The 12,473-nt window shown below is 53.4% G+C and carries 9 protein-coding genes and 1 pseudogene; 5 read left to right on the top strand and 5 right to left on the bottom strand.

Annotated elements, in window-relative coordinates:
* Positions 1-1,995: Ig-like domain-containing protein (locus VI895_04215; GenBank protein ID HLG19007.1), on the top strand; the 1,995-nt coding region annotated here is incomplete at its 5' end.
* A gap of 52 nt (positions 1,996-2,047) precedes the next feature.
* Here VI895_04215 and VI895_04210 read toward each other — a convergent pair.
* A complete protein-coding gene (locus VI895_04210; GenBank protein ID HLG19006.1) occupies positions 2,048-2,320 on the bottom strand; it encodes a VCBS repeat-containing protein in 273 nt (90 codons plus the stop codon).
* A gap of 751 nt (positions 2,321-3,071) precedes the next feature.
* On the opposite strand from VI895_04210, the gene VI895_04205 reads away from it, so the two are divergent.
* Together VI895_04205 and VI895_04200 are read left to right on the top strand one after the other, a co-directional pair.
* A complete protein-coding gene (locus tag VI895_04205) occupies positions 3,072-4,637 on the top strand; it encodes an FG-GAP-like repeat-containing protein (GenBank protein HLG19005.1) in 1,566 nt (521 codons plus the stop codon).
* Between the two features lie 185 nt (positions 4,638-4,822).
* A complete protein-coding gene (locus tag VI895_04200; protein HLG19004.1) occupies positions 4,823-5,749 on the top strand; it encodes an ABC transporter ATP-binding protein in 927 nt (308 codons plus the stop codon).
* Between the two features lie 197 nt (positions 5,750-5,946).
* Here the strand turns inward: VI895_04200 and VI895_04195 are convergent, their stop codons facing one another.
* Complete coding sequence (locus tag VI895_04195) at positions 5,947-7,152, bottom strand: IS4 family transposase (protein HLG19003.1); 1,206 nt, start codon at positions 7,150-7,152, stop codon at positions 5,947-5,949.
* A gap of 150 nt (positions 7,153-7,302) precedes the next feature.
* Here VI895_04195 and VI895_04190 point away from each other — a divergent pair, with 150 nt between their 5' ends.
* Together VI895_04190 and VI895_04185 are read left to right on the top strand one after the other, a co-directional pair.
* Positions 7,303-8,643 carry a hypothetical protein gene (locus tag VI895_04190; GenBank protein ID HLG19002.1) on the top strand — a complete coding sequence of 447 codons (1,341 nt, stop codon included), beginning with the start codon at positions 7,303-7,305 and terminating at the stop codon, positions 8,641-8,643.
* 196 nt (positions 8,644-8,839) lie between these two features.
* Entirely contained in the window at positions 8,840-10,051 is a 1,212-nt protein-coding gene (locus VI895_04185; GenBank protein HLG19001.1) for an ATP-binding protein, read from the top strand.
* A gap of 24 nt (positions 10,052-10,075) precedes the next feature.
* Here VI895_04185 and bcrD read toward each other — a convergent pair.
* The 3 genes and pseudogenes from bcrD to VI895_04170 all read right to left on the bottom strand — a co-directional run.
* A pseudogene (gene bcrD, locus VI895_04180) lies at positions 10,076-10,903 on the bottom strand (benzoyl-CoA reductase subunit D).
* Between the two features lies 1 nt (position 10,904).
* Complete coding sequence (locus tag VI895_04175; GenBank protein ID HLG19000.1) at positions 10,905-11,921, bottom strand: BadF/BadG/BcrA/BcrD ATPase family protein; 1,017 nt, start codon at positions 11,919-11,921, stop codon at positions 10,905-10,907.
* Positions 11,922-12,217: 296 nt separating this feature from the next.
* Positions 12,218-12,473, bottom strand: a 256-nt coding sequence (locus tag VI895_04170; protein HLG18999.1) for a hypothetical protein, incomplete at its 5' end; no start/stop codon positions are given.

Here is a 12,473-nt window from a genome sequence, read left to right as displayed (position 1 = left end):
TTCACATTCTCGCTCGCCGCAAGTGATCCGGAAGGCGGAACCGTATACTGGACGCTTGACAACGGATGGGTTCGTTCCTCAACGATCGGGAATAACTCTCTCAGCTTGGTCTTGGACGGGCCACTCATGTATCGCCTTCGGGCGTTCATGGTGGATCGGGAGCTAAATGTCTCTACGAGCGACAGCGTTGTGGTTTCTGTCGGGGGCGCGACCGGGCAACCTCCGCTGGCAAATGTGACGGCCGACCGCCTCTCCGGCCCGATCCCGCTTACGATCAATCTAGATGCAAGCGCAAGCTACGATCCAGACGGCGGCGCGTTGAAATATTACTTTCAATGCGGGCCGGGGATCTACTGGAATGAGTCCCCTTCAAGCACCGGTTCCTGCACGTTCATAACGCCCGGTCCAAACGCGATCTATGTCACCGTCAGGGATGCGACAGGGTCGCAAGATCAAATCATTTTGCCAGTGAACGTTGCACCCGTACAAACGGATACGACTCCGCCTTCTGTCACACTAACGTCACCGACCAACGGTTCTTCCATAAACGATCCAATTCTGATGTCCGCAACGGCGTCGGATGAAAGCGGCATTTCTGCAGTTTGTTTTTATGTCGATTCTGTCCGTAAGGGATGTGATCCGACGTCCCCATATTCGCTGACGTTGGATGTTCCACCTGGAACGCGATCTATTTATGCCCAGGCGATCGATATGAGAGGCAACACGAGCACAAGCGCCACCGTAAGCGTAGGAGTGGCCGACATCACGCCTCCGACCGTTTCAGTCAAAGTCCCCGGTACCTACATTGGAGAACAATTCGTTAATGTCGTTGGCCCAGGATTAAATGGCGTAGGGGCCCTTGCTTCCGACAACGTAGATGCAGTGCGCGTGGAATTCTTTAAAGATTCCGACCCGACTCCAATCGCTGTCGATACCACTCCTTCGCTGTACGCAAGTAGCACCAACACCAACTGGTTTGCTTTCGATTGGGACACACGAAACGAGACAGCTGGAATACACACCTTTCGGGCCATTGCGTACGATGCGGCTGGAAATCAAGCCACTTCTTCTGAAGGCACAGTGACCCTAGATCTAACTCCACCTCAAGTAACAATTACGTCCCCCGCAAGCCAATCCATCGTATTCAATCCCGTCGTGATCACCGCCAATGCGTCGGATGCATACGGAATTCGGTATACATATTTCTATAAAGGGGACGGAACATATGTTGGCCCAGTCTACGGGCCACCGTTCGTCACTTCCTTGAATTTGCCTTTGGGAAATCAAACAATTTATGTGACTGCCGTAGATAAAGTTGGCAACGTTGGTGCGAGCGCTCCCATCTCATTCTTTGTCGGCGAAAAGACGCCTCCAACCATAGCGCTATTAAGCCCGACCAACGGCTCCACCCTCACAGGCGCCGCAACATTAACGGCATCTGCGTCAGATAACGTGTCGGTCGCGTCGGTTCAGTTTGTAAAAGATACGACGGTTATCCCCGCCACGCGTGACGTTGACGGTACTTATAAAGCATCCTGGGACACAATTTCCGACGTTCCAGGTACGCATTCGATCAAAGCACGAGCCTACGATTCATCGGGCAACATGACGGAAACTGCAAGCATAACCGTTACGACGCCGGATCAACTCCCCCCCTCAGCCCCATCAAATCTGGCACCGACGCGGGTTCTCCAAAACGAAGTAGATCTGGCGTGGAGTCCTTCAACTGACAATACGAATGTTGGCGGCTACAGGATCAGTAGAAACGGATACCAGATTGCTCAAATCGGTCCTTCCACGACCTATCAAGATCTTACCGTCCGACCCCCCGTAACATGCGGCACATATGCTTCATACATGTATACGGTGGTCGCCTTTGATGCGGCAGGAAATGTTTCCGCCTCGTCCAACTCAGTAACAGTTACGATCGGGGCTGCTCCTTGCTCTTCTTCCCCACCCCCGGGTGGAGGCAAGAAGAAACCTATCATACAGTGAAACGCAAAACGCGTGTCCAGACTTCTGATCCTGGTTCTTTCACATGGCATTGTTAAAGCCTGCCAGCGTTGAGAAGTACCGTAAATTTTTGATTCCCTGAGGCGCGGCGGTCGAAGAGAACGACGTCGCTCTTTCCATCGCCGGTGAGATCGCCGATTTGGATGAGCCGGGGAACCGTTACATCGTACGTTCCCGACGGAGAGGAGGGAAAAATCCCCCCCGCGTTCGGTTTTTGAAGAAGGAACGAGAGCTGCCGCCGGTCACGGGCGTACAACGCGTCGGCATAGCCGTCGCCGTTGAAGTCGCCGTCCAGCGTCGGCAGCAATCCTTACCTAAAAGGAAATTTCAAGAATGGGAGGATTGTACGGAAGGATGAAGCCCGGGGGTTGGGAGGGAATATAGACGCGACCGATGTGAAAAGGGAGACGAACGAGGATGGAGAAGCGGGAAATAGGGGAGGATTGAGAGAGCCGAGGCTCACTCGGGGCATGAACTTGAGCGGATTCGCCGGACTTTGAATAAGAGAATGCGTTACCCGGCGATTCGTTGATCGAAATCGGCGTTGGATTCTTCTCGGACCTGGCTAAAGTCGAAGGATTCGTAGGGCATCGGTTCCTCGGCCGCGAAGACCAAGTGCTTCAATAGCCTCCGACTGTCGTCCAACTGCAATAAGTGGAACCTGATCTAGGCATTGCGTCTGAAGCTTATGCGCTGTTTTTTGTCGAAGGGATGCGGATGGCAATCCCCGATAGGGGGGTCGATTCCCCCGCCGGTCAAGGAGCTGTGCTGGAAATTGAAATTAAGTAACGACTCACCGGTAACTTCAGTAGCGGCGAGCAGGTTTTCAGCGGCTTGAATCTTGCTGAAACTCCTCAGGATTCTTCAATTCTTTAGAGACTGAGAATCTGGCGCGTGCGTTGCAGTAGGGCGTAGCAGTATTGTTCACGTTAGGGGTTTGGAGGATGTTCATGCAAACACTAAGAATGTATCTTGTCGTTGGACTATCGGTATGTACTTTGGCGGCTTGCGGAGAGCACAGGACCGATTCTTCTTCAGGCTCTACCGACTCAAAAAGTGTGGACTCATTGAATCCGGTCCCGGAAGAGAGCTTGGATCTCTTTGGTCATCCTCTATTCGATTCGAACGGAAACCCGACTCGTTATTCCGATGAAGGGTTTCGCGGATCCAACGATCGTTCGACCCGGCAAGCGGAGCTGAGCGCCGGGCCGTTGTTTGAATCCTTTTCCTACCAATCCACCGGATCGTGGGCCGAAGTTGTGGCTACGGGCGATGTTAATTCGGATGGAAAGAATGATGTCGTAGTCGGAACCTCTTCATACTTTGATCCGGACAACGACAAGAAAATACATCTTTTTCTCCAAGACGACGTGGGTCATTTGGTCAAATCGGCGAAATACGACACCGCCAGCGCCACGGTCCGTGGCATCGACACAGGCGATCTGAATGGAGACGGACTGACCGACGTTATCGTCGCCGCTTCTACTACGAACAGCGTGCGCGTGTTTCATCAAAACGTTGCGCATTCGCTGGACAGCGGCATCGATCACTCGGCGGGCGCGGGGCCCGACAGTGTAAGAATCTGTCGACTCAACGAGGATCTATTGTTCGACGCGGTGGCATCGAATTGGAATTCTGATTTTCTTTCGATCTTCTTTCAGGACCCGGCAAGACAATCCCTGAGCCCGCAAACGATGATTTCAATCGCACATGCGGGATACGACGAGATTGACTGTGGCGACCTTAACCATGACGGTTTAGACGACATACTCTTCATGCGCGGGCAGGGCTTACTCGCGGATCTGGTCGTGATTCATCAATTGGCGGATGGGTCCTTCGGCGCGCCCGTCCAGTATGTAACTGGAACTTCATGGGCCAGCATGACCCATGGCGTAGCCATCGGCGACCTCACGGGTGACGGCCGAAACGATATTGCCGTGAGCATCGGAGGAAACGTTCCAAATTCCTGGCTCGGGTTGTTTATCCAAAATCAAGAAGGAAGCTTTGGGCCGGTCCAAATGCTTTCCGCCTATCATATTCCTGAAGCCATCGAAGTAGCCGATGTGAATGGAGACGGTCGTTCCGATGTCGTCCTCGGCAACGGCGGTTGGAATACCGTGTCGATCTATACACAAGATTCTTGTGGGAACTTGAATCCCTTTGAGACATACGCTGTACCGTATCAAAGCCACTTTAATCCACAGGGGTTGGCGGTTTCGGATATCAACTCTGACGGCAAGAACGATATTTCAATTGCCAATTACAATTACGGCTTGGTCTCCTTGTTGGGGACTGGAGCGCGGGATTCCAGCGCCCCAATACTCGAAGCGACCTCTCCAGCCAACAGAGCCACAAATGTGGCCATCGATACGGCTATTTCCCTGACGTTCGACGAAGAGATTGCGCCGTGTTCCGGTCTGTTCTTCGCGATGAAGATTGGGAATAAGAGTGCTGAACCCTTGGTGGGGCATGTAACGATCAACGGAAACATCGTGACGGCGGACGGGTTTGGACAATTCCCATACAACAAGACAATTGAAATTCAGGTAACAGGTGCCATGGACATGGCCGGCAATGTGATGGAGCCCAGCAAGTTTTCGTTCCAGACGGTGAGGCGGAAGTAGCGGCAGCTCAGGCGGCGCCAGTGACCCGGTGTTAATACCGTAAATAGTACGGCTGACAGGCATCGCATAAATCCCCGCTACGATGGCAGAGAAGGGTTCATTTTCTTCGCCCGAAACGCTCCCCAGAGCGTCGCGCCGATAACGCCGTTCTTCGCGCTCACCTGGTATTGGGATATGATTCCGAAGTGCCTCCTCTCCTATCGATTCAAGATCTGCGCGTTGATTTTCCAGATGTCATAGCCGTGAACGGCCTTTCGATGGAACTCGAAGCGGGTGATGTGTACGCCTTAATTGGTCCTAATGGAGCCGGAAAAACCACTACCATGCGAGCCATCGCGGGGCTGCAAGAGTGTACCCGCGGCGAGATCTACATCTGTGGCCAGCCGATCTCACGCAACCCGCGAGACACCAATCAATTGTTCGGATTCATGCCTGATTTTTCACCGGTGTACGACAAGCTGACCGTAATGGAATTCTTGGACCACTTTGCCCGAGCTTATGACCTTCCAGACCGGGGAAAGCGAATATCCGAGTGCATTGAACTGACTTGGTTGACGGAGAAAAGAAACGCACTCTGTGACGGCCTTTCGAGAGGAATGAAACAACGCCTAACGCTTGCAAAGACCCTACTCCACGACCCTAAACTCCTTCTGCTTGATGAACCCGCAAGTGGTTTGGATCCTCTGGGCAGAATCGAGCTTCGAAAACTTCTCTTACAGCTTCGGAGTATGGGAAAGGCGATTCTGGTCTCCTCTCATATTCTCACGGAACTAGCCGAGTTTTGTAACAACGTGGGAATTATGGAACGAGGCCAATTGATATTAAGCGGGCCAATCGGAGAATTGGCCAACGTTAAAGGAAGCCGAAGCATGCTCCTTTCTTGGCGCACTTCGGACCATGACGTGGAATCTCTCCTGAAGAATCTTGCCGGCGTTTCAAATCTTAGGATCGAGGCACACCGCGCGTCGTTCGATTTTGCAGGAGACGATGAGGCCCTGGATCAAATTCTTCCTTCGTTAGTTCGGGCGGGCGTCAGGGTCACGGAATGGAGAGAGCGGGTCCAAAATCTCGAGCAGATTTTTCTTGAGTCCGGAGCCAGGAGTGTAATGTGAAACTGCTTTCCAACCCTATTTTTCTGACGCAGAAACGGTTGGTAAATCGAGAAGGGTTCTGGCCTGGCGTATCCATTGTCGGTCTCCTTGGACTATGCATCTTTCTCTCGGCGGCAAATGCCCTAAGTGACCTTCGGCAAGGCCTTGACCACAAATCGATCGGAATCGCGCATTACTCTGTGCTTAATGCCGTTCAGTTAAGCCCTCCGTTTGACAAGGGAGTTGAGAGGGTAGCGAGTTGAAGCCTCGCGCAGCTGGCGCGGATATGAGCGCTGCAGATGTTTTCGTTGTTCCATCGTACGTTGGATCAGGAAATCAAGACGAGACTCGAAGGCACGTGAGACGTGGATCAGGGCTTGGGCGAAGTGATCGCGTAGAAAGTCCACGATCAACTTGAAGTTGGGCTTCTTGTACGTGACGCACATGAAGTCCTTCTGGGGTTTCGTTCTCCGAAAGATTTCGATCTTGGCGAAATTCATGAGCCAGAGCGCCGCATAGAATTCCTGCAAGATGCCGTTGAGCGTTTTGGCGTGCCACTGTTCCGCTTTGAGCGTGGACGTGAAATCCCGGAACGTGGTTTCACACGTCCAGCGATAGCCGTAGAGTTGCCGGATCTCTCGATTTCGGAGGAAACCCACCGGCAGCGAGGTGGCAAAGACCGCGTCGTGATCGGTTTTCGGATTTCGAACCTTGACCAAACGGACCGGGATCCCGTCCATCTCAAACACGAGGTTTCGTTGGTGACTTCGAAAAAACGTCTTCACTTCGGAAAACGTGGCCCCTCGCCGGCAGCGAACGACGAAATGATTGCCGGCCTGATGATGGGCGCGAATCAGCTCTGCGGAGAGATGAAGCCGATCGTAGAGCGTGATGCTGTTTTTCTCATAACTTCGAGCCAGTCGGCAGGCGAAGGGATGTTCGTCGTTGTGCGGAGAATACCGAATCGCTTTGCTCACGCCGGACATCACATCGACCGCGTGGGTGACGTACATCCGGGGAAAGTAGGTCTCCTTTTTCCCCGGCGACGGATAGCCTCGATATCCGTGCTCCAAAATCTCGGACGCGGCCGGAAGCGACATCTGATCGCCGTCCACCCCATAGATGTGAAACCCTTTGTACGTCGGCCGTTCTTCTTCAAACTGTTCAATTTGTTCCTCGAAGATGTCCCGAAAGAACCGGAACGAGATCCGCCCTCGGGCCTGCGTGAGCGCACTCTTGACGGGAATCTCGACGAACGGAAGCGATAGATCTTCCCATGTCCGGGTCAGGGCATGGCCGTATCCTTCCCGATTCCGTCCCGCGATCAGATGCACCAACGCGAGAAAAAATGTCTTCGGATTGAACTTCCGGTTTCGTGTTTTTTTTCGATCGACGAGATGATTTTGCTTGAAACTACTTGGAATACTTGATAAATTCTTGTTTACGCCGCGAACGCGTCATTTTCTTTTCCTCCTTGAAAGGTTGATGATTCGTTCGCGTTTCCACATTCAGCTTACAAAATCCTCCGGCCCCTTCAACAACTTTTATCCGCTTAACTGAACGGCATTAACTCTGTGCTGTTGGCATTGCAGGGCCTGCTTCTCGTCGGCGGAGCCTTCAGCAAAATCGCCCGGGTATTGAGCGAGGAACGAAAAGCAGGGCTTCTGGATGCCAATCGTCTGACCCCCCTTTATCCGACGGAACTCGTTCATGGATATTGGCTGGGAGCGCCATTGCGCGAAATCTATATGACTCTGATCCTGGTACCCACGGGCTTTCTCGTCTGCCTATGGGGAGAGTTGCCACTGACCACTTGGCTTCAAACACAAGTCTTGGTGCTCTCATCTGCGCTGATGTTTGGACTCCTAGCGTTCCTCCCCGGAATGGCCGGCCAAAAACCACAAGGGGGCATCGCTTTCTTGCTGTTGGCGGTTTGTGTCGCTAGTTGGAGCTGGGTGGCCAAGGAGTTATCTCTTACGAATTTCGTGCTGCCCATTTATGCAATCAGTCACCTTCTTGCTTTTAGTCAGTACGAAATCGGGGAGTGGGGACGTAGCGCGAAAGTATTTGCAACGGCACTTCCACCGATCGCGTACACGCTGATTGTGCAGCTGACATTCTCGGTCTTTCTCTGGAGAGCCGCCGTCCGGAAACTCACGAATCCCTCGGACACTGCATTTACCAAGAATGCTGCTCTTATCCTTTATTCCATCGTGGTTTTTCTCCAGCACGGACTGATTTGGAAGGAGTGGGGAGGGGAGTTTCTGACAGGAGCCAACATGGGCTATGGCACCAGAAGTGCGCTACCTTTGGTGCATTGTGCATTCTCGACACTTGGCTTGGCAATTCTCGCCCCGTTCTGCTTGAACCCCGAAGCCATTCGAGTGGCTTCCATCCGCTCACGGGGACTTTCGATTTGGGACGTCATACATCAGGGAGGTTTTTCGACCGCGGTTGTCCTGGCTTCTGTCGCCACGGCCGGGTTGGTCACGCAAACTTTCGGGAGTTTCCGACTCGACCCCTGGTGTACGATTCTGGCCTCGGCGAATTTTTTCTTATTGTTTGCTTCGTTCGCCTTGTGGATCGAGATTTGCCGTCTTTATTTCAGGACACGCGCCAAGGGAGTCGTCATTCTAGGTTTGTTCATCATGTACGCTCTCCCCGGAATCTTGAGCGCCGTTATGAAGAATGAAGACCTCTTCTATCTTTCGCTTTTCGTCCCTGGAGCGATGGCTCTCGTTTGGGAAAAAACCCTGGATTATTCGATGATCCAAATAGGTACTCTCGTTCATTTCGTCCTCGTTGTCGGGCTCGCAGCGATCTGGATTCACCTTTGGCGCAATTGGCTTCGTCGGAGCGTTTTGTTTCTTCGACTTCCGCCAAAAACCGGAATTTCGGCGCTCCCTTCCAGTTAGGAAGAGAAGTAGTCCGTTCAGTTGTGCGCCCCCAGTTTTGCGAGCCGAAACGCCCCCCAAAGCGCCGCGCCGATGGCGCCGGCAAAATCCGACCACCGTAGATAGGAGAGAACGCGAGATAGGGATATGACATTTATTCAATACACTGAATTTTTGACTTGACATTTTTTCAGTTACATGAGTATTTGTCGCTATTGTGGAGCGTTATCTTCGCCCCTTTTTGGAACAGCATCTGGTCGAACTTCGCCAAATGGTATTTCTGACGGGTCCCCGCCAGATCGGGAAAACCACGCTGGCGAAATCGCTTCTTGAGAGGTCGGTTCCAGGCCGAAACTATTTCAACTGGGACCTTCCCGACCATCGCAAGAAGCTCCTGTCGGAGATTTTCCCGGGAAAGACCATCTTGCCCAAAGAACGGATCTGTTTTGACGAGATTCATAAATACAAGCGATGGAAGAATACGCTTAAAGGACTTTTCGACACCCATGAACCGGATGCCCATTGGATTGTTACCGGAAGCGCCGCACTCAATGTCTATCGACGCGGGCAGGATTCTCTGCTGGGACGTCATTTCACCTATCACCTCCTCCCGTTAAGTGTCGGTGAGCTGGTGGCGAATTCGACTCAGATTCGATCGCTGGATGACTTAACAAAAGGGGAGTTCGATTCGCGATCCAAGTCTCACCAAGAGGCCTTCGAGGATCTTTTGGAACGAGGCGGATTTCCGGAGCCGTTTATCCATGACAGCCCTAGGTTCCTCCGCCAGTGGCGAATCAGCCGCTTGGAGCGGTTGCTGAATCAAGATCTGGCTCAAACAGAAAACCTCCGCCAGATGAGCCTTGTGGAAAATCTCATGTTCCTCCTTCCCGAGCGAGTCGGGAGCCCTCTTTCTATCAATTCGCTTCGGGAAGATCTGGAAGTGCACTTTGTAACGGTAAAACATTGGATCGACCTTCTGGAACGATTGTTCTATGGATTTCGAATCGGTACGTACGCCGAAAAGAGGAGCCGAATGTTGAAGAAGGAATCAAAATTCTATCTTTGGGATTGGACCGAGATTGCGAAACCTGGAATTCGATTCGAAAACCTTGTCGCGGTTCATCTGCTGAAATACGTGTTGTTCCGAAACGAAATCGAGGGAGAGGAATTGGTGCTAAACTATATCAAGGACCGGGAAAAGAGAGAGATCGACTTCGTTCTCGGCAACCGAAGAAACCCGATCCTAGGGATCGAGTGCAAGAGCTCCGAACCGCACCACCTCAATTCTCTTAGTTACTTTGCCCGGCGTCTCGGCCTCCAACGGTTGCTCGTTCTTACGAAAGAACCGGGAGATATCAAGAGGATCCGCCATCGGGAGACCACAATTGATATACTCCCCGCGTCTACTTTTCTAGCGACTTTGGTGTAATCGCCGGCACCGCAGAAACCCCCGCTACGATTGCGGAGAAGAATTCATTTTTTTCACACGAAACGCCCCCCAAAGTGCCGCGCCGATGGCTCCGGCGAAGACGGAGTCTTTGTGTGCCACGACCAGGAGCGGGGTTCCGGAGCGGTCGAGTTCGGCCTGCAGCGTTGCAACCAACCCTTCGTCGTTGGCCAACCCTCCGGTCAGGCCGATGAATTTTTCCACTTTGATCGCCCGAATCAGTTTCACCAACCGCGTTGCGATCGAAAGATGAATCCCCTTTAGAATGTTCGCCGTCGAAATCCCGCGCGACACCATATTGATGACGTCCGTCTCCGAAAGGACGGCGCAAATGCTGCTCACCATTTCCGGCCGGTCGGCCGTCTTCGAGAGCGCCCCTACTTCGTCCAGCGTCACGCCCAAATAACGGGCGATATTTTCCAGAAACTACCCCGAACCCGAAGCGCACTGGCTCGTCATTTGATACTGCAGAACTTTTCCGCGCTCATCCATCCGGACGGCCCGCGTATGAAGCGCGCCCAAGTCAATTGCCCCCCGCGCTTCGGGCGCCAAGAAAAGTGCGCCCCGCGCGTGCGTCGCCATGCTGTAAAAATGGCCGGTGCGAAAATCGACCATGTCCCCCTCCCCGGTCGTCGCGATGTATTCGACGTTCTTCGTCGATACTCCTGCCCCTTTGAGCGTCTCTTCGTAAATCTCTTCCATGACATTCTTGAGATCCCGCCGCCGTATCCGATCGACCCGCTGGTGGAGAATTTTGTTCTGGTCCCCTTCCGCGTTCAGAACAACGGCTTTGATGGCGCTGGAACCGACATCAATCCCTACCGTAAGCGGCATCTTACGACTCCCTTGTCTTGTTAATCAGTTGATGGGTCGGAAGCATCTGCGCTCCGGGACTTTCCAGTGCAAATAACGCCGCTCCAAGCGCCCCGGTGAAAATCGAATCGGGATGGACGTTCATTCGGATTTCGCCGTAGTTCTCCGTTACGACCTGGCGAAGCGCCTTCACCGCGGCGGGATTCTTGGCCACCCCTCCCGTAAATGTGAACTCGTTCCGAATTCCACCGGACCGGGCCAGAAGCGACATCGCCCGAAGAATGATCGCCCGGTGAAGGCCCAGAAGAATATCCTCCCGCCGCTCGCCCAAGGCCAGGCGATCGCGAAGCTCCGCGCCCGCAAAGACGGTGCAGGTGGAGTTGATTCGAACACAGCGCCCCGCTTCCAGCGCCAGCGGCCCCAACTCATGCACACCTAAATTCATTTCATCGGCGATGTAGCCGAGGTATCGCCCGCACCCCGCGGCGCAGCGGTCGTTCATTTGAAAGCTGGTCACGACGCCGTTTTCATCCACTTGAATCGCCTTGGTATCCTGCCCGCCGATATCCAAGACGGTCGCGGTTCCACCGAACATTTGATGCGCGCCGTAACCGTGACAGAGGATCTCCGACTGAATGCATTCCTTCGGAAACGGGAGCCGCTGCCGGCCGTATCCGGTCCCGACCATCCCCGCCTCGTCGAACGACATCGATCCGATTTGCGAAATCAAATCGATCCATTCCTTCTTGTGCGCTTTCGGTAAAATCGCCGTCCCCAGTCTCTCCAACAGCGCTTTCAACAGGTCGGCAAACCCTTTTTCCGTCGTGGAGTTTTCGACGACGAAGATGACGCTGTCGAAGATCGACATCAGTTTTTCAAACGGCACTTTCTCGTTGCGGGCGTACCGCTCGGAGAACTCCTGGTAGCAACCGGCGGCCAGATCCCGAAAGAAATCCGACTTGTTCTTTTCTCCCCTGGACAGATCGTCGATCGTCCACTTCTCCATCCCATCGAAGATTTCGGTCAGAACCCGGTGCAATCGGGGGCGGTCGTCAGCGTATCGAAGGTCCCGCAGCCGCTCGTGCGAAAGGTCCCGGAGCTTTGAAAGGTGCGTCAGGAAATTTTGCTCAATAGTAACTTCTAGAAATCCGACGATTGTATTGGGCTAGGAATGTACGCAGCCAAAGCGAGGGGAGGGGACTTGTGAGGGACCGGAGAGCATGCTGGGACCCGACTCAAGACGAAATCGAACGGAATTCAGGAAGAGAGGGGGGCCATGGCCCCCGGAACGGACGGAAAGGGATTGAAAAGGTGAAACGAACGCGAAGAACTCCGTTACCCGGTCTGGCGTTGATCGAAATCGGCGTTGGATTCTTCTCGGAGCTGGTTAAAGTCCATCGTTTCGTAGGGAGTGGATTCTTCGGCGGTGACGAGGAAGGGAGTCTTCCCGTGCCGATCGAAGAAGGATTCGACCGGTTTTAGCGGTGGGGCGCGGCAGGCCTGGGGAGCGAGAATTCCGATCTCCGCGGGGTGCGTCACGAACCCGAGGAGCCGCATTTCTTGGCGACAGTGCGGACATTCGATCGGGAGT

This window comes from Bdellovibrionota bacterium (genome assembly GCA_035292885.1).
In the GTDB taxonomy this organism is placed as follows: Bacteria; Bdellovibrionota_G; JALEGL01; order JALEGL01; family DATDPG01; genus DATDPG01.
This window is presented reverse-complemented; position numbering and strand designations above follow the sequence as displayed.